This is a genomic window from Alteribacter lacisalsi (assembly GCF_003226345.1).
Lineage (GTDB): Bacteria > Bacillota > Bacilli > Bacillales > Salisediminibacteriaceae > Alteribacter > Alteribacter lacisalsi.
In genome coordinates this window covers 2,058,820-2,075,258 of the sequence record NZ_PDOF01000001.1, presented here as the reverse complement: position 1 = coordinate 2,075,258, position 16,439 = coordinate 2,058,820, and the positions used below count along the sequence as shown (strand labels likewise).

General features: G+C 47.3%; 19 protein-coding genes and 1 riboswitch. Of the genes, 10 read left to right on the top strand and 9 right to left on the bottom strand.

The window, feature by feature from the left end; translation table 11 throughout:
* Nucleotides 1-3: 3 nt before the first annotated feature.
* A complete protein-coding gene (gene tenA, locus CR205_RS10365; protein ID WP_110519263.1) occupies nucleotides 4-693 on the bottom strand; it encodes a thiaminase II in 690 nt (229 codons plus the stop codon).
* A 130-nt stretch (nucleotides 694-823) separates the two neighbouring features.
* Nucleotides 824-925, bottom strand: a riboswitch (TPP riboswitch).
* Nucleotides 926-1,564: 639 nt separating this feature from the next.
* On the opposite strand from tenA, the gene CR205_RS10355 reads away from it, so the two are divergent.
* Together CR205_RS10355 and CR205_RS10350 are read left to right on the top strand one after the other, a co-directional pair.
* Entirely contained in the window at nucleotides 1,565-2,062 is a 498-nt protein-coding gene (locus tag CR205_RS10355) for a GNAT family N-acetyltransferase (protein ID WP_110519259.1), read from the top strand.
* An 87-nt stretch (nucleotides 2,063-2,149) separates the two neighbouring features.
* The gene (locus CR205_RS10350) at nucleotides 2,150-2,452 is read left to right on the top strand and encodes a hypothetical protein (RefSeq protein WP_110519257.1); all 303 of its coding nucleotides are present in this window, start codon (nucleotides 2,150-2,152) and stop codon (nucleotides 2,450-2,452) included.
* A 317-nt stretch (nucleotides 2,453-2,769) separates the two neighbouring features.
* Here CR205_RS10350 and CR205_RS10345 read toward each other — a convergent pair whose 3' ends face one another.
* Nucleotides 2,770-3,198, bottom strand: coding sequence for a ferritin-like domain-containing protein (locus tag CR205_RS10345; protein WP_110519255.1), 429 nt, complete (start codon nucleotides 3,196-3,198; stop codon nucleotides 2,770-2,772).
* 157 nt (nucleotides 3,199-3,355) lie between these two features.
* On the opposite strand from CR205_RS10345, the gene CR205_RS10340 reads away from it, so the two are divergent.
* Both CR205_RS10340 and CR205_RS10335 read left to right on the top strand, forming a co-directional pair.
* Nucleotides 3,356-4,279, top strand: coding sequence for a GNAT family N-acetyltransferase (locus CR205_RS10340; RefSeq protein WP_110519254.1), 924 nt, complete (start codon nucleotides 3,356-3,358; stop codon nucleotides 4,277-4,279).
* Between the two features lie 91 nt (nucleotides 4,280-4,370).
* Nucleotides 4,371-5,303 (top strand): manganese-dependent inorganic pyrophosphatase, encoded by a 933-nt coding sequence (locus CR205_RS10335; RefSeq protein ID WP_110519252.1) that lies wholly within the window; start codon nucleotides 4,371-4,373, stop codon nucleotides 5,301-5,303.
* Between the two features lie 76 nt (nucleotides 5,304-5,379).
* Here CR205_RS10335 and CR205_RS10330 read toward each other — a convergent pair whose 3' ends face one another.
* The 3 genes from CR205_RS10330 to CR205_RS10320 are packed head-to-tail and all read right to left on the bottom strand — an operon-like array spanning nucleotide 5,380 to nucleotide 7,503.
* Nucleotides 5,380-6,081: a P-II family nitrogen regulator gene (locus CR205_RS10330; protein ID WP_110519250.1), complete on the bottom strand. Its 702-nt coding sequence runs from the start codon at nucleotides 6,079-6,081 to the stop codon at nucleotides 5,380-5,382.
* Nucleotides 6,017-6,808, bottom strand: a complete 792-nt coding sequence (locus CR205_RS10325) for a DUF1538 domain-containing protein (protein WP_110519248.1) — start codon at nucleotides 6,806-6,808, stop codon at nucleotides 6,017-6,019. The genes CR205_RS10330 and CR205_RS10325 overlap by 65 nt, the downstream gene beginning before the upstream one ends.
* Complete coding sequence (locus CR205_RS10320) at nucleotides 6,805-7,503, bottom strand: DUF1538 domain-containing protein (protein WP_110519246.1); 699 nt, start codon at nucleotides 7,501-7,503, stop codon at nucleotides 6,805-6,807. Before CR205_RS10320 ends, CR205_RS10325 begins: the two co-directional genes overlap by 4 nt.
* A 765-nt stretch (nucleotides 7,504-8,268) precedes the next feature.
* Here CR205_RS10320 and CR205_RS10315 point away from each other — a divergent pair.
* Together CR205_RS10315 and CR205_RS10310 are read left to right on the top strand one after the other, a co-directional pair.
* The gene (locus CR205_RS10315; RefSeq protein WP_110519244.1) at nucleotides 8,269-8,511 is read left to right on the top strand and encodes a hypothetical protein; all 243 of its coding nucleotides are present in this window, start codon (nucleotides 8,269-8,271) and stop codon (nucleotides 8,509-8,511) included.
* Between the two features lie 186 nt (nucleotides 8,512-8,697).
* A complete protein-coding gene (locus tag CR205_RS10310) occupies nucleotides 8,698-9,261 on the top strand; it encodes a hypothetical protein (protein ID WP_110519242.1) in 564 nt (187 codons plus the stop codon).
* 309 nt (nucleotides 9,262-9,570) lie between these two features.
* Here CR205_RS10310 and CR205_RS10305 read toward each other — a convergent pair whose 3' ends face one another.
* On the bottom strand, nucleotides 9,571-10,185 hold the full coding sequence (locus CR205_RS10305; RefSeq protein WP_110519240.1) for an Asp23/Gls24 family envelope stress response protein: 615 nt from the start codon (nucleotides 10,183-10,185) through the stop codon (nucleotides 9,571-9,573).
* Nucleotides 10,186-10,384: 199 nt separating this feature from the next.
* On the opposite strand from CR205_RS10305, the gene CR205_RS10300 reads away from it, so the two are divergent.
* The 3 genes from CR205_RS10300 to asnB all read left to right on the top strand — a co-directional run bounded on the left by CR205_RS10300 (nucleotide 10,385) and on the right by asnB (nucleotide 13,575).
* The gene (locus CR205_RS10300; protein ID WP_110519238.1) at nucleotides 10,385-10,966 is read left to right on the top strand and encodes a DeoR family transcriptional regulator; all 582 of its coding nucleotides are present in this window, start codon (nucleotides 10,385-10,387) and stop codon (nucleotides 10,964-10,966) included.
* A 32-nt stretch (nucleotides 10,967-10,998) separates the two neighbouring features.
* On the top strand, nucleotides 10,999-11,793 hold the full coding sequence (locus CR205_RS10295) for a FixH family protein (RefSeq protein ID WP_110519236.1): 795 nt from the start codon (nucleotides 10,999-11,001) through the stop codon (nucleotides 11,791-11,793).
* 282 nt (nucleotides 11,794-12,075) lie between these two features.
* Nucleotides 12,076-13,575 carry an asparagine synthase B gene (asnB, locus tag CR205_RS10290; RefSeq protein WP_110519234.1) on the top strand — a complete coding sequence of 500 codons (1,500 nt, stop codon included), beginning with the start codon at nucleotides 12,076-12,078 and terminating at the stop codon, nucleotides 13,573-13,575.
* 62 nt (nucleotides 13,576-13,637) lie between these two features.
* On the opposite strand, the gene chrA is transcribed toward asnB, so the two are convergent.
* The 3 genes from chrA to CR205_RS20515 form a co-directional block, all read right to left on the bottom strand.
* Nucleotides 13,638-14,834 carry a chromate efflux transporter gene (chrA, locus tag CR205_RS10285; RefSeq protein WP_110519232.1) on the bottom strand — a complete coding sequence of 399 codons (1,197 nt, stop codon included), beginning with the start codon at nucleotides 14,832-14,834 and terminating at the stop codon, nucleotides 13,638-13,640.
* 191 nt (nucleotides 14,835-15,025) lie between these two features.
* Nucleotides 15,026-15,538 (bottom strand): hypothetical protein, encoded by a 513-nt coding sequence (locus tag CR205_RS10280; protein ID WP_142669882.1) that lies wholly within the window; start codon nucleotides 15,536-15,538, stop codon nucleotides 15,026-15,028.
* Between the two features lie 96 nt (nucleotides 15,539-15,634).
* Nucleotides 15,635-15,871: an FbpB family small basic protein gene (locus CR205_RS20515; RefSeq protein WP_236634776.1), complete on the bottom strand. Its 237-nt coding sequence runs from the start codon at nucleotides 15,869-15,871 to the stop codon at nucleotides 15,635-15,637.
* Nucleotides 15,872-16,011: 140 nt separating this feature from the next.
* Between CR205_RS20515 and arsC the strand changes: the two genes are divergently transcribed.
* On the top strand, nucleotides 16,012-16,431 hold the full coding sequence (gene arsC, locus CR205_RS10270) for an arsenate reductase (thioredoxin) (protein ID WP_110519228.1): 420 nt from the start codon (nucleotides 16,012-16,014) through the stop codon (nucleotides 16,429-16,431).
* Nucleotides 16,432-16,439: the final 8 nt, after the last annotated feature.

Below are 16,439 nucleotides of genomic sequence, written 5' to 3'. Positions count from 1 at the left end.
ATTTTATTTTGTTACAGACGCTTCTTTTTCAACTGGCCAGTCCTGTAGAGTGTATGCCATATCAAAGAACATATACTCAAGCTGGCAGCTGAGCATAAAATGTTCTTTCATTCGCTCGCGCTCAGCAGATCCAGCGGATTCAGCAAGCTGATCAAGCCGGGCAAGGTACGGCTTCATATGCTCCCGGGTACCTTCGCCGTAAAACCGGATCCACTCGTTAAACGGGTGGCTCTCGTTCGGTGAGAAATCTTCGATCAGTCGTTCACCGATATCCATGTAAATCCAAGGGCACGGCAGACTCACAGCAATAATTTCACCGAGTGTGCCCTGGTGAGCGACGCTCAGCATGTGGCGCGTATAATGCTGGGCCGTGGGAGCGAGAGCATAGCCCTGAAGGTCTTCATAGTCTACACCGGCAACCTTGCAGAAATTATTATGGGGGTGGATCTCGCTGTTCAGGATAAATTCAATCCCTTCGCTGAACATCGCCATGTCTTTACGGTCTGTACACTTACTGATAGCCAGACCTCTGGTGTGAATGTAGGCGTTTAAGTACTCGAAATCCTGTTTTACATAATGAATCAGCTGCTCCTTACCCAGCGTTCCTTTTCCGATTTCCTGAACGAACGGATGCTTGTACGTGGCTTCAAAAATGTGGGCAGCTTCCTGACGCAGTTCCTGTGAAAAAGACATTCAAATTCCTCCTCAGATTTTTGAAGTCCCCTCGGTTAGGGCGTTTGAACCTCATTTTCCCTCCAGGCACAGCAAAAAAGGCCGCGCCGGAATGGAGCGGCCTGCAGGAATCTTAGATAAAAATAACCATGTGCAGCCGTCTCCACTTCCCTACGCTGGTATTAACCAGATCAGGTTCAAAGGGACCAAGGATAATCCTTATCTCAGCTCGAAAGCGCCCCCAGTGGACTTCGTATATAGTTTTTTTGGTACATTTTAACTCTAGCTTGACATCACTCCCGTGTCAACCAATTTGGGAATTTTCTGAGTTTAGCTGAATGGTGTCGAAAGAAATATTGCTCCTCCCGTAATAATTTACCAGCTTTTAGGATGCAGGCCGGGGTATAATGAGTTGGACAACAACAGATTTTTAGCAGTACTGAAAAACAAAATGTCGGGACTGTGGGGAGGAAAGGATATGTTCTTTAAAAAAAGCAGAAGAAGTTCTGCTAAATCCAGCGATCAGGCCTGCTGGGTTACTTTTACGTTTTGGGGATTAATCTTATTGATTAATTCCATCACGGAGCATTTTTTCCAGGCACCTTTTATATCAAGTTCAATGCTTATTCTTTTCCTCGGTCTGGTTCTGTTTTTCATAAGTGACTTTATTTTTGAGTCCAGATACAAAAAAAACAGACCTGTTTAGCTGAGCTGGCTTAAAGGTATTTTAATTAAACATAGAAAAATTCAGTGTACGAAATGCCTGCTTGAGAAATGAGTTATGTCCTGACTCCTCAAAAGTTTGGACATAACGCCATGAGGATTCTGAGTTACACTGCAATAACAGCAAGTATAATGGAACATTAATACACAGAGAGAGGGGCTGGATTTCGTGACCATTATCCGTTTAACTGAGAACCATGCAGAGGAATTGCGCAGGCTGAGGCACGAGGCCCTGCAGACGAATCCTGAATCTTTCTCATCAAGCTATGAAGAAGAAAAGCAGTACCCTGTAGAACGCTATCGTTCCCGTCTTGCCTCCGAATCATCTGTAACGCTCGGGTTTTACAAAGAAAGCACACTTTCCGGCCTGGTAAGCGTAGTCAGAAATACACGAGTCAAGACCCGGCACCGGGCGGATATTTTCGGGATGTATGTTACGCCCGCCGCAAGAGGCAACGGGACCGGCAGAAGGCTTATGGAAGAGGCGATCAAAAAAGCATGGGAGTTCGGCGGTGTGGAACAGCTGTATCTGACTGTGGTTATATCCAATACTCCTGCATTAAAACTCTATGAATCACTCGGCTTCGAAGCATATGGCCGGGAAGAGCAGGCAATAAAAATCGGCAGCACCTTTTATGATGAACAGCTGATGGTCCTGAGACTCTAGTCCCGGGTACGCGGCACCAACCCCATAGCGTGGACATATACTGAAACAAGCAGAGCAGTCCACAAAAAAGAAATGGGGAAGTGTTAAATGAAGGATTTTTTCCGCGGTCTGGTACGCAGTATATTTTTCTGGTTTCTGATTACCCCGCTCGTATTATTATATTTCGGCATGTCCTATCTCTCCTACCAGATGATTTTGTCCAGCAGTGACAAGCTTGAGCAGCTTGAGCCTGCGATCATTGAAGCGGAGGAAGCGGGCATTACCCTGCCGTACCCTCAGCGAAGCGAATATAGACGCACCTATGAGCTTTACCATAACGCCCAGAACCTGCTTCAAAGCTTCTGGTTTAAGTACGTCTTCGAATTTCCGGAATACAAAGAACCACTTTAAGTGGTCTTTGATACTTACCTAAGAATTGTAACCACATAGATTATCACATTTATGAAAAGAGAGACTTTTGGAATGAAAATGGTCAGTTGATTATGTGCACAGCTACAGGCCGGCAGTGAGACTCATGCGGCAATGGAGGCCAGGCGAGACCCCACAGGCGCAGCCGAATAGGCTTGCGGGTATCGCCGCGGAAAGCGAACGGACGGCATGAAGCGAAGCTTCTGTTCCATTATTCCAGGGTAGCATAACTAAAACAGCCGGTGGAGCTATTCCCCCGGCTGTTTCTTCTGCTGTGAGATCTTCCGCCAATAATCGTTCTACATATTCATAAAGTACAAAAACCACACCGCACTGTTCTGATCGTCGGACGAAGCCCGCCGGTAGGAGCGTCGGACAAAAGGAATGTCTGCTTCCTCTGCGATGCGCAGATAAACCTCGACATTTTCCTGCTCATCGATAAAAGCCGCCCGGGAACCTTCACGGAAATCCTGCGGGCATTCGCGCATCATCTGCGGCTGATGCTGACGGTTAGTAATCATCGTATAAATCTCTGAAAACATTCGGTAATGCCTCATCTTGTCTTCGCGGATCCGCATAATCCGGTTGGCTGCATACTCATCCGGTGCCATCTGCATAAGGACTTCGTAACAGATCACTGCTGTGTATTCATCATCGATGGAACGGGCAATGTTTCTGATCATCTCTCTGTTAATGCCGTAAGGAAGCTGGGGGATGTCATTGTTCATACTTGTTGTTCCTCCTGTTAAATAAACGGATGTCATGGTTATTACGTTATGAAGAAATGGTGAGTTGGTGCATAACCTACTTCTGGAGAAGGAAATTCATTTTTTCTGCCGAATTATAGCAGGTGGAGAAAGTCACATATAAGGAAGAGGGATTACGATGAAGCTGGATAATGTACGCCTGCTCGTCACGAAATTTGAAGAATGCTACTCGTTTTATAAAGATATACTCGGTCTGACATGTACCTGGGGTGAACCAGATAGTGCCTACGCAAGTTTTACGGTCAGCGAATATGACACGATCGCGCTTTTTAAGCGGGAGTATATGGCGGTTTCACTCGGGAAAAGCCACCTCCCTTCCCAGTCTGTCTCACAGGATACGTTTGCCCTTATTATCCGGGTTGAAAATCTGGAGAGAGTTGCAGCTGACCTTAAAGCAAAGGGGGCAGACATCACACCTGTGACCGAGCAGACCGAATGGGGAATTGCAACAGCCCATGTCCGGGACCCGGAAGGGAATCTGATCGAACTGATGACCAGCCTGCCCAGGGAAAAATGGCACGATTCACTTGCGGAAGAAGATGAAAAGTACACAGCGGGTCCGGTCACAATCAGACAGGCAGAACCGGCCGACATCCCATTTATGTGGGACATGCTGTATGAATCCGTTTATGTTCACGAGGGAGAAGAAAAGCCTGTGAGAGCGATTCTTGAAATTAAGGAGATTGCGCTTTTTCTAAGTGACTGGGGAAGAAAAGGAGACCGGGGCTGGATCGCGGTTTCAGAGGAAAAGCCGGTCGGTGCGATCTGGATGAGGGAGATGACACCGGATACAAAAACGTACGGATGGATTGATGATCACGTGCCGGTTGTATCAGGTCTTGCCGTTTTGCCTGAGTTCAGGGGAAATGGAATCGGCAGGGCGCTTGTGGAGACCCTGATCGATGCAGCAAGGGCAGAGGGATTCAGCTCTCTATCCCTCAGTGTGGATCCCCGCAATCCGGCCCGTCTCCTTTACGAAGATTATGGTTTTACCAAGGCCGGCGAGGAAGGCACATCGTGGACAATGAGGACTGAATTATAATTATTAGATGATAATTTGCCTTTGTCTTGTTAAAATGGCAGAGGACCGTCAAAATTACTTAAGTATGCATCAAAAAAGGAGTCTGAATACGATGGCAAACGAAAAAGTACTGATTTTTGGACATAGAAACCCGGACACAGATACGATCTGCTCGGCGATTGCCTATGCTGAGCTGAAAAAAGCCCTCGGCTGGGAGGCGGAGGCCGTAAGACTCGGTGAGGTTGCTGATGAAACACAGTATGCCCTCGACCAGTTTAAAGTGGACGCTCCACGACGGATTGAAACAGCCGGAAGCGAAGTCGACAAGGTCATTCTCGTTGACCACAACGAGCGTCAGCAGAGTGTGGACGATCTTGATGCAGTACAGATTATTGAAGTCATTGATCACCACAAAGTGGCGAACTTTGAAACGAAGGATCCCCTATATTTCCGTGCAGAGCCGGTAGGCTGTACCGCCACTATTCTGAACAAGCTTTACAAGGAAAACGGGGTAGAGGTGAAGCCGGAGATTGCCGGTCTGATGCTGTCGGCGATTGTGTCCGATTCCCTTCTATTCAAGTCGCCAACATGTACGGATGAAGATGTAGCTGCAGCGAAGGAAATGGCTGAAATTGCAGGGACAGACGCTGAAAAGTACGGCCTGGACATGCTTAAAGCCGGTGCAAATCTGGATAACAAATCTGCTGAACAGCTGATTACCCTTGATGCAAAGGAATTTTCCATGGGAAACCTGAAAGTAGAGATTGCTCAGGTGAATACAGTGGACACAGACGAAGTATTTGCCCGTCGGAGTGAATTAGAGGAAGCAATATCCGGTACGGTTTCCGATAAGGGACTTGACCTGTTCATCCTGGTCGTGACAGATATTCTCTCTAACAACAGCACGGTTCTTGTTGAAGGTGAGGCATCGGAGAATGTGGAGAAAGCATTTGACGTAAAACTCGAGAATAAAACTGCCGTTCTCGAAGGGGTTGTCTCCCGGAAAAAACAGATTGTCCCGCCACTTAACAAAGTGACGGGATAATAAAAAGCAGGCTTTCCGATTCAGGAGAGCCTGTTTTTTTTGGCTTAATGAGTGAGAAAGGTAAATAGATGAAGAACTACTCTTCCGTTCCTCTCTTCATTTCATGATTAATACCAATGGTTTCTTCCACCGGCAGGATGAAAGCGATGCCCTTGCCCGGCTGATTGAGATTCGCTTCCTCTTCGATGCTGTGAAGCACTTTTTTGACATTTTCCCGCGTCACGAGTGTTAAAACGATTTCTTTTTCCGGTTCAATGATCATGGAGAGAAGCTTCGCCTGTTCGTGGATTCCAGAGCCGCGGCCGGATAAAATGGTTCCCCCTTCTGCACCGCCTTTTTTTGAAGCATCGATAACGATTCCCGCATCTCCTTTGTTTACGATCGTAACGATCAGTTCAAACTGTGCATGATCTGTAGTCATATCAAGTGCCTCCTCATCGAGATCAAGGTCAAGCCGGCTGTGGACAATGCCGCGGACTGCCACAACATCGAGTACAAGGCCGAGGCCGGTTCCTTTTTTATATAGTTTGGCCGACTGGTTAATCTGATCGAGCACCGCGGATACACGATCCTCTGGAATAAGAGTGAGAACGATTTCCTTTTCGTACATCAGGTCAATGCCGAAAAATGACTCCTTTTCCCGGATCCCGAGACCGGATCCGAGCAGGATTGTGCCGCCTTCTGCGCCGCCCCGCTTGGCAGCAGCGACGACTTTATTGGCTTGTTTCTTTTTCACGATCGTGATGACGAGTTTGTAATGCTTTTTTTGAGGTGTCATGGCCGGTGCTCTCCTTTCTGCTGTATAAAAGTCCAAGACATAAAACGGAGAGAATAGGTGTCAGTGCCACTGTGGCAATCATACCAAATCCGTCAAGCAGCGGGTCGCGTCCTTCTGTCACATTGGCTACTCCGACTGCAATCGCCATGATAAACGTGACGGTCATTGGACCCGTAGCAACCCCGCCTGCATCAAATGCGATCGAAACAAATCTCTTTTTCGAATAGCGGATCATAATAAGTGCTGCAATATAGCCCGGAAGCAGAATTGTCCAGAGCGGAATACCTGTCAGAATCCGGATCATAGATAAAGCGATGGATATGGCCACACCAATGGATAAAGTAAGAAGGAGTACTTTACCGGGAATCGAGCCGGCTGTTACTTTTTCCACTTCATGGTTTAAAATACGGATTGCAGGCTCTGCAAAGGTTGCTACAAAGCCGAGAATCAGTCCGACGAGAGGCAGGTAAACCCAGACGTGCTCACGGGCACCGAGAATCGCGCCAATTTCAAGTCCGGCGGGAAAAAAGCCGATGCTCACACCCTGAAGAAAGAAAGAAAGGCCGATAAACGTAAGGACAATACCAAACATCATTGTCCATACCTTTTTCATCGGAAGGCGCAGAAAGGCAACCTGAAACACGATGAAAAAAAGGACGAGTGGAAAGACCGCGAGAGCCACTTCGATAAGGATGTGGCTGAATCCTGCAAAAGCAGTGGTGATCATCCAAAAATCACCCCCAGGATCATGACGGCGAGAATCGGACCGATCGAGGCCAAGGCCACGAACCCGAAGCCGTCACTCGTCCGGCTGCCGTCTTTTGCCCGGAGCACGGAAGCAACGCCAACGCCGAGGGCGAGGATAAAGGGAACGGTCATGGGCCCTGTGGTGACGCCTCCTGCATCAAAGCTGATAGGCAGAAAATGTGCCGGTGTGAAAATCGCCAGAAGAAAGACAAGTCCGTAGCCTCCGATAAGCAAATGAACGAAGGACAGATTCAGCATCATTTTTATCATGGCGAGTGCCACGAACAGAGCAACGCCGATCGCTACGGTGTATACGAGCAGATGATTTGAAATCGCACCATCGGATACCTGGTCAATCTGGAAGGCCAGGACCCGGACATCCGGTTCGGCAATCGTCACTACAAGCCCGAGGAAGAAACCAACAGCTACAATCAGCCATGTTTTCTTAATTTTAGGCAGAGTTGAACCAATCATTTCCCCGATGGGCAAAAGTCCGATATGAACGCCGACGAGAAAAAGGAAAAGGCCGATTCCGACAAACAGGACACCGATAAGAAACTGGATAAAAATATCGTGAGGGAGACCGATGAGCGTGTACTGGAGGACAGTTACTACGAGAACCATGGGAAGAATAGCCATGCTGACTTCTTTAAACTGCTCAAAGAAATGGCTCATCTGTTCTCTCCTTTCTATTATTAAGGTGAACGGGGGTAGGGATAGATTCTGTAAATCTCTAAAATGCACAGCTGACGTCAGCTGCGGGACTCCTGCGGCAGTGGGGGCCAGGCTATCCGGCACCACCGCGGAAAGCGAGAAGATGGCGTCAGCGGAGCTTTGAAATACTGAAGGAAGGGTATATTCATTTTCTGTGTATGTATATGAATCAGAGGGGAAAGGGTATGCATGGCTGTTTTACCAGAATAGGGGAAACAGGAAGAGAAGTCCCGGGAAATTTGTCGAAGGTATTCACAAAAAAGAGAGACTTCCGTTTTTCCGGTAAGTCTCTCTTTCTACGTAAAAGCGAAATGTTCCTTTCAGCCGGCAAAGTAACCGACGACTGAAAAGAAAAGAATTGAAGCAAGTGTCAGGAATGTCAAACGCATGATGAACCCTCCTTGATGATAATCAAGAAATAAACATGATATAGAGCTGAATAGCGTGATTAAACAGGTTTATCTCTGTCTATCTCTTTATAACCCTATTTTAAACCATAATAGAACGTTTAAAAAGGTTTATGCTTACCATTTTTCCGTTTTTCTTCAATGTAAAACATGGGATTTTCTCTAAATAAGAACGCAGTCCTCGCAGTGATGGTATTTTATGTTAAAGTAAGAAAATACAGAAAAATGAGGGGAAATACGGACGACTTCCATGGGCATATACATAAGACAGCACATTTTCCACACTTGTCTCCATCAAATAAAAAGGGAGTGGCGGATTATGAGATGGCAGGGGCTGGGGACTTCAGCTGCCTTCATTGTTGTTGGTGTGTATGCGGTTCTTGGAATGACCGGACAGATGAGCAGAGAGCCGGGAACTGAGTTTCTTTATCCGGCAATTGTCTGGACGCTTGGCTTTTTTATTCAACAGATGCCTGTGGGGTGGATTAAAACAGCCGGCCTGCTTATGGCGGTATTGAGTGCGTTCTACAGTCTGGCCCAGATTGTCGCCCATTTTTTCTGACAAATGCCCTTAAATGCAGATGATCTCAATGGCAGGAAAAAGCTCTTCAGGGCTAAGCAGTTTTAATGTCTGGCGCTGAGCTGTTTGCCCGGGAGCTTATTCCTGTATAAAGAAGTAAGGAAGGATTATGGTACTATGAAATCGAATACAAAGAGTAAGAACTTTAAAAAAAGGGAGGGAGCTTCCATGCGGATGATCTGGCTCCTCGTACCGTTTCTTCTGGTGATCATCGCATGCTCGAGTGAGGTTGGATCTGAAATGAATCCGGACATGCTGGATGAGGAAGTGGATTTTCCGTACGCGATTCCCGAGCTTGACGATTATCTTATTACTGCTGTGGACGTAGCACCGCGACACGGAACCGCAGAGCGTGTGGATCTTTACTATGTGCACGAGGAAGAAGTGGGACGAAACCGTCAGTTGATGGAAATGGAAGAAGGATTTGAAGCGGAATTTGATATTCGGCGGGTTTACGGTCCGTATGATGATTTCAGCGAGTTCAGCCTCGTCATGATTCAGAGCCCTGAACCTTTTCATGAGCCTTATAAAAATGAAGTGGAAGTGGACGGGCAGATGTTTCAGTACACCATAAGTGCAAGCGGTGAAAAAGGAATGCTCACATTCCAGACTGCCAAAGACGGAATTTATCTTGATGTGTCAATTAAGCAGGAAGAAGATCATATGCCCGAATCGGAAGTAATCGAGAAAATCAGCAGATTTTACAGTGAGTTTGCTGATCAGTTCGAGTAAGGCACTCCCCTGATGGTGATTAAGTAAGTTTAGTCTAGGAGGCTGTGACAAAACTCAGTTTAATAGAAAGGACCCTCACCGTCGGTGAGGGTCCTTTGCTTTGGGCAGTATTATAATGGCTGATTGTTCAAAAATACACTCGCTTGCCGCGGGCAAGGCTTCAGCTAACCGGGGGAAGATCGCCCCGGTGGATCTTCAGCTCTTGCTTTTCCCGCAGGCGTCTCGTAATTTTTGAACAATCAACTAATATGTACACATTGTTCCCGCCTCCTGTCTGGTGTTTGGTTTCTCATATTATCCCTCCAGATGTTAAGGCAAATCGGGGTCGTAGGTCTGTTCAAGAACAGGTACATCGTTTTCTTCCAGGGCAGACATGATCCTGTTCCGCTGCTGAGAGAAATCCTGCGTGTAAGGCATGAGATAATACTCCCCATTCTTACTTGTGAAAAGGTAATAGGCGATGTAGCGATCGTCTTCCCCTACTGGCTGTACGGTTTCAATTTCATACCAGTGGAATGTGGTTTCACTAATGGTTGTAAGACCACTGAAATGAATACCCGATTCGTCAATATAATAATAGTTTGCAATCCCTGCAGTGATCATTGGAATCATGAACAGGGAAGCAGTGAGAAAAGCCCATTTATGAGGGACGTCACGATCCTTACGGTCTCGGATATGATAAATCACAATGTAAGCGAGGATCAATGCGGCAAACCAGATCAATCCGCCCCCGATCGCATAGAAAGCGGATGTCGGGGCAAGAAACAGCCAGTGATGCTCGGAGAAATACAGGGCATCCTGGACAAAAGCAATAAGGACGAACGGAAGAAAAAAACTCCCAATAAGGGCAAGGATCAGAACAGAAATAAGAAGTTTATTCAGTTTATCAGGGTCCACTCGGCCCCGGTGAAAAAGAATGCTCATTTTTGACAGACTCCTTTAATAACTTTCTGATACAAGTACGGTTTAAACTGGTAAGAAGTTTCGATCTTCCTTTTTGCTGACTCGTGTTAAAAAGTCATCATTTATTCACAAAACCAAACATTATGATATTGTGATGGGAACAGCGGGAGGCTATAATTTAAACGGAACCGGTTACATAGCTTTGCAGGAGGGGATAATTGTGCTGCCTGATCAGCGAAAAAAACAGATTCTCGATTGGCTCGAGAAAGAAAACCAATTGCGCGTAACAGACCTGAGTAAAAGACTCGGGGTCTCTGAGATGACAGTCTACCGTGATATTCAGCAGCTGACAGAGAGCGGTGAGCTGGTGAGGACAAGCCGCGGAGTATCAAAAAAGACTTCGTCATCTTCCGAAATGGCAGGAAGGGGGTCATGTACTTACTGTCATAAACCCAATGCTGGCCGTCAGCAGATTCAGTTGATTGATGAAAATAACCATGTGGAGCATCTGTGCTGCGCCCATTGCGGCATTCTAAGATATGATGATCTGCAGAATGGTGTTTCACAGTTTATCTGTAAGGATTTTCTCACAGATACCACGATCAGCGCAAAGATGGCGTACTTTCTTATAGGGGCAGATCCGGTTATGCAATGCTGCCAGCCTCAAGTAATTCCGTTTGCGTCTAAAGACCAGGCGGTCAAATTTCAAAAGGGCTTCGGTGGTTCACTTTATACTCTTGCAGAAGCAATTGATGAGCTGAACAGCCAGATGAATGTGTCCGGCTGCTGTAAGAAACATTAACGGGGCTTTTTAAGCCGAAAGGGAGAGAAAAAATGAAAAAGGTACTTTCTATTTTAATTGGAGCAGCACTTCTGGCTGCTGCATGCGGTCAGGATGAAGAGGAGAATAGCGGTGCAGATAATACTGACCAGTTTGGACCGATTGATGTTGAAGTGCTGATGGATGAAGAGGGCGATCCGGGTGAGTGGACGCTGGAAACTGAAGTCACACAGGAAGGCAATCCGGTGGATGACGCTGATGAAGTCGTCTTTGAAGTCTGGATTCAGGGCAATCAGGAGGACAGTGACATGGTGGACTACGAAAATGTAGAAGAAGGTGTATATACAGCACCATACACGTTTGAAGAAGACGGTATTTATTATGTTGTTCCCCATGTGACCGCCCGCGGGCAGCACGTCATGCCCCGGCACGAGATTGCGGTAGGGGATGTGGAAGAGTCAGACTACATTGAGGAAGAAGAGGATCACAGTCATGACCACGACCATGGCGAAGATGACGAAAATGGCGGTCACGGAGACGGGAACGGGCACCACCATCATCATTCCGACCTTGTAGAGGTCGAGTCCAACTTTGATTCCCTGAATGGGGACAGCCGCATCGAAATCACAGTGACTAAAAATGGGGAACCTCTTGAGGATGGAGAAGTAACGCTTGAAATGTGGCAGCACGGTGATGAAGTGCGCGAGTGGGTCGACATGGAGTATGAAGGCGAGGGCCTGTACATCCTTGATCATGAGTTTGAGGAAACAGGAGATTACCACGTGGTAATCCACATTGAAAACGATGAGATTCATGAACATTTATCTGAGGATTTTACAATTGAATAAGACAAAGACAGTCCGGTTTCTGCTTAGGCAGGAGCCGGCTTTTTTAAAGGGGGCAGTAAACCCGCCAAATGACAGCCGTTACATTCAAAAAAAGCGCATAATCGTTCAAAAACAGGGGTAAACACCTAAAATAACGCACCTCTGTCTGCAGCAGACGAAAGCCTCCTTCATCATGACAGCGAAGCCCGAATGCCTTGCCGGGTGCCATTTGTAAACGGATGGAAACTTCCGTATACTGTTTCACAGACTCACAGACAAACCTACAGGAGTGACTTTAATAAAATGTGTGGCATTTTTGCAACAACCAGACCAGTAGATGAAAAAATGATGGACAGCGTGCTGGAAAGCATGAAGCACCGCGGCCCCGATGAAGGGAAACACGTCGAAGTAAACGCCTTTCACCTCGGGCATCAGCGACTCTCAATTGTAGGACTGGACGATGGCATTCAGCCGATTACAAATGCCGAAGAAAATAAATGGCTCGTCTGTAACGGTGAGATCTATAATCATCTCCGCCTCAGAAATGAAGATCTTTATGGCGAACAATTTCTTACACACTCAGACAGTGAAGCCGTTCTTAAACTTTACGAAAAAGAAGGAGCAGAAAGCATAGAGAAACTGGATGGCATGTTCGGGTACTTTATTGCAGATGTAGAAAACAATACTTTTGTGGCGGGACGTGACACGCTAGGAATCAAGCCTCTTTACTACGGCCGGGACGAGGAAGGGCACTACTATTTTTCCTCAGAACTTAAGACGCTCTATCTTCTGATTGATGATGCCCATGAGTTCCCGCACGGGCATTACTTTACGCCGGAAAAAGGATTTGTTTCCTACCGTAAGATCGAAGCCCCTCACATTGAAAAACCTGATCATGACGTGGATGCCCACCTTGTGACGATACGTGAAAACCTTGTGGGATCGGTTAAGAAGCGCCTTATGGCGGATGTTGAAGTTGGGGTGCTTCTCAGCGGAGGGCTGGACAGCAGTCTGATTGCAGCCATTGCAAATGAGCACACAGACAAACCGATCAAATCATTCTGCGTTGGATCCGAAGGCAGTGCGGACATCCTCCGTGCCCGCGAAGTGGCGGAATACCTCGGCACCGAGCACTATGAATATATTTACACTGAAGAAGAACTTGTCGAAGCAATGGAAAACGTGATTTATCATCTTGAATCATATGAGCCCTCACTTGTACGCAGCGCGGTTCCGAACTATTTCGTTTCAAAGCTCGCCGCCAGCAAAGTGAAGGTCATTCTCTCAGGTGAAGGGGCTGACGAGCTTTTCGCCGGCTATCAGTACCTGAGCGAGTATCAGGACACGAACAAGCTCAATGAGGAAATTGTCCGCATGCTCAACGTGCTGCACTACGTGAACCTGCAGCGTGCCGACCGGATGAGCATGGCGCACTCCCTTGAACTGCGGGTGCCGTTTCTCGATCTCGAAGTGATCAAGGACGCACTGAAAATTCCCGCGGATCTGAAGGTGCACAAAAAAGACCGTATGGAAAAATGGCTTCTCAGAAAAGCGTTTGACGGCTGGATTCCGGAGAACGTGCTTTGGAGAACGAAAGAGGAGTTCTCAGAAGGAAGCGGAGCACTGGACGTTCTCGACGCCTATGCGAATGAAGTTTTCTCGGATCAGGAATTTGAGCGGATCCAGAAAGAGTCCAATGTGCCGATCAGAAGCAAGCAGGAAGCCCTTTACTACCGCATCTTTAAGAAACATTTTCCTCAGCAGTCCGCACTGGACAGCGTTGGAAAATGGGCAACCGCATAGAAAAAAAGGACCAGCTGACACGTTAAGTTGTCGGTCGGTCCTTTTTTGTGTTCTGCAGAGAACTAGAGTCCGAAGAGAATCTGACCGTAAAACAGCCAGGAAATAACAGCTCCTCCGACGATTCCGATGAGTACGACGAGCCAGGCCGGCATTTTCCAGTAAACGAGAAGACCGAAAAGGCCGGCGGCAAAAGCAAAATCGACTGCTGTATCAATAGCGCTTGTGAAAATCGGATTATAAAGGGCTGCCGCGAGAATTCCAACGACCGCGGCATTCACACCGAGTACAGCAGGCTGAATGACCGGGTGTTTACGAATCCGGCTCCAGAACGGCAGGGTGCCGAGAATCAGAAGAAACGCCGGCAGGAAGATTGCTGCGGTCGCGATCAGCCCCCCGCTGATCCCGCCGGCAACCGTTCCCAGGTACGAGGCGAAAGTAAACAGCGGCCCGGGAACAGCCTGGGTGGCCCCGTAACCGGCAAGAAATTCATCCGCGCCAACAAGTCCGGAAGGCACAACTTCCCGCTCGAGAAGAGGCAGCACAACGTGCCCGCCGCCAAACACGAGTGCGCCTGCACGGTAAAAGCTGTCGAAGAGGGCAAGCCACTGGGCTTCAAACATCTGACGCGCCAGCGGCAGAAGAGCGAGCAGCGTAAAGAACAGTCCGAGACAGCCGGCCGCAAAGCGGTAACTGAGCCCGGTCAGAATGTCGGGTGTGTCTTCCGGCTTCTGGTGCCTGTAAACAAAGTACCCCGCCACTCCGGCAAGAACGATAAAGGCGACCTGACTGTAAACGGTCTGCCATAAAAGAACAAGAATAAGTGTCACGATGGCAATCGAAGCCCGTTCACGATCAGGGGCGAGCTTTTTTCCCATGCCCATAATGGCCTGGGCCACGACCGCTACCGCCACGATTTTCAATCCATAGATCCAGCCGGCGTCCGTAAGATCATAGGTCTGGATCATAAAGGCAAAGCCGATCAGAACAGCCACAGAGGGAAGTGTAAAGCCAATAAACGATGCCACCGCGCCTGGGAGGCCAGCTCTCATTAATCCGATCCCGATCCCGACCTGACTGCTTGCCGGTCCCGGAATAAACTGGGAAAGGGCAACAAGATCGGCGTAAGCTTTATCATCGAGCCATTTCCGTCGCTTGACGTATTCATTGTGAAAGTAACCAAGGTGAGCAACCGGGCCTCCGAAAGAAGTGAGTCCGAGCCTGAGTGAAACAAAGAAAATCTCAAGAACATTTTTGAACATGTGAAAACTCCTGACTGTTATTTATTACTTCAATGATTTTATCATACTGGCAGGAGGTACTTTGTAAAAAGCATGTAAAGAAGGTTTGAATAATCCAGTAATCGCCGGAAAAGATGAAGAGACTGATTTCAGGTGGGAGCCACTGGAATCAGCCTTTTTTGAGTATTATTGAAACCGCCGTACCTTCCTCTTTATGAAAACAGAAGTTTATACGTGCCGATCACAATGAGCACGAGAGACGGCAGTACTTTGTTGTTACGAGTCAGAAAACGAAAACGTTCGGAACTTCCGGTAATCATCCCGATCACAAACAGCATAAAAAAAGCCGCTGCCACAAACAGACTGGTCAGAGGGTGAACTTCCTGAACGCCTGATAAGACGCCGTAGCCGATGTTATCAATATTTACAATGATAAACAGATTGCGCACCAGGCGGGCAAAGAGAAATTGCCCGGAGTGAGTAAGCTGGAGAAGACCGACGGCGAGGAACACCATGCCGCTCAGCCGATTTAACAGCGAAGTGGAGATTTCCACACCCACAGCGGAACCGACCAGATAAGTTGAAAAGAAAATGAGCCCGACACCGGCTGAAAGGAGAAGAAGCTGACCGAATGGGAAATAGACGCGTTTATACCCGATAATCGCGCCCCAGAGCAGGCCGTCAAAGCCAATAAGCATACAGAATAAAAGCGTAGTAAGCACCATATCCCCTCACGCACCTTTACTCTAGCTTATTAGGAGGTGAGGGGAGTTAGGACAGAAAAAACCTGATATGAACAAGTCACATCAGGTCATTCTGCTTTATTTATTTTCCAGCTTACGGGTTGTCTTACGTGTAAGTTTCTGATCCAGGCGTTCTTCGATTTTATTGAGTTCGCGTTCACTGCGGAGGATCTCTTCTTTATTCTTATTAATGAGCATTGTCATTGACTGCTTAAGCATCGTTACCATCCTTTCGTGATCGTTTCTGAATCCAAAAGAATCGATATAGGTTGTGAAGAATGTTACATTATAAATATAAATGAAAACGATTTTCACGGTCAATAAAGATGCACCTTTTTTGAAAATCTCACACAACTTTTCGTAAATGTACCAGATATTCGCGGTTGATTATATAAGCGGATGATTATATAATGAAACCGGATTAAAAATGATGTATTTAAAGGAGCTTGATGAAGATGACAAAGCCGGTAATCTATTTTCTCTGTACAGGTAATTCCTGCCGAAGCCAGATGGCGGAAGCGTGGGGGAAGCATTACCTCAACGACAAATATGAGGTCTATTCTGCCGGAATTGAAGCACACGGCGTAAATCCGAAAGCCGTTAAAGCGATGAACGAAGTGGATATCGATATTACCGATCAGACTTCCGACACGATTGATAAAGATCTCCTTGATCGTGCGGACCTTGTTGTCACACTCTGTGGACATGCAAACGACGTCTGCCCGGCAACGCCGCCAAACAAAGAACGCGTTCACTGGGGCTTTGACGATCCGGCAAAAGCAGAAGGAACAGACGAAGAAAAATGGGCAGTATTCCAGCGTGTCCGAGACGAGATCGGAAGCCGCATTAAACGCTTTGCCGAGACCGGAGAATAAACTGTGAG

Bases quoted from the DNA above. Each gene is read 5' to 3' on its own strand.
- tenA (WP_110519263.1), bottom strand. From the start codon at position 693: ATGTCTTTTTCACAGGAACTGCGTCAGGAAGCTGCCCACATTTTTGAA.
- CR205_RS10350 (WP_110519257.1), top strand. From the start codon at position 2,150: ATGAAGGATTTTTTCCGCGGTCTGGTACGCAGTATATTTTTCTGGTTT.
- CR205_RS10345 (WP_110519255.1), bottom strand. From the start codon at position 3,198: ATGAACAATGACATCCCCCAGCTTCCTTACGGCATTAACAGAGAGATG.
- CR205_RS10340 (WP_110519254.1), top strand. From the start codon at position 3,356: ATGAAGCTGGATAATGTACGCCTGCTCGTCACGAAATTTGAAGAATGC.
- CR205_RS10335 (WP_110519252.1), top strand. From the start codon at position 4,371: ATGGCAAACGAAAAAGTACTGATTTTTGGACATAGAAACCCGGACACA.
- CR205_RS10330 (WP_110519250.1), bottom strand. From the start codon at position 6,081: ATGACACCTCAAAAAAAGCATTACAAACTCGTCATCACGATCGTGAAA.
- CR205_RS10325 (WP_110519248.1), bottom strand. From the start codon at position 6,808: ATGATCACCACTGCTTTTGCAGGATTCAGCCACATCCTTATCGAAGTG.
- CR205_RS10320 (WP_110519246.1), bottom strand. From the start codon at position 7,503: ATGAGCCATTTCTTTGAGCAGTTTAAAGAAGTCAGCATGGCTATTCTT.
- CR205_RS10315 (WP_110519244.1), top strand. From the start codon at position 8,269: ATGAGATGGCAGGGGCTGGGGACTTCAGCTGCCTTCATTGTTGTTGGT.
- CR205_RS10310 (WP_110519242.1), top strand. From the start codon at position 8,698: ATGCGGATGATCTGGCTCCTCGTACCGTTTCTTCTGGTGATCATCGCA.
- CR205_RS10305 (WP_110519240.1), bottom strand. From the start codon at position 10,185: ATGAGCATTCTTTTTCACCGGGGCCGAGTGGACCCTGATAAACTGAAT.
- CR205_RS10295 (WP_110519236.1), top strand. From the start codon at position 10,999: ATGAAAAAGGTACTTTCTATTTTAATTGGAGCAGCACTTCTGGCTGCT.
- asnB (WP_110519234.1), top strand. From the start codon at position 12,076: ATGTGTGGCATTTTTGCAACAACCAGACCAGTAGATGAAAAAATGATG.
- chrA (WP_110519232.1), bottom strand. From the start codon at position 14,834: ATGTTCAAAAATGTTCTTGAGATTTTCTTTGTTTCACTCAGGCTCGGA.
- CR205_RS10280 (WP_142669882.1), bottom strand. From the start codon at position 15,538: ATGGTGCTTACTACGCTTTTATTCTGTATGCTTATTGGCTTTGACGGC.
- arsC (WP_110519228.1), top strand. From the start codon at position 16,012: ATGACAAAGCCGGTAATCTATTTTCTCTGTACAGGTAATTCCTGCCGA.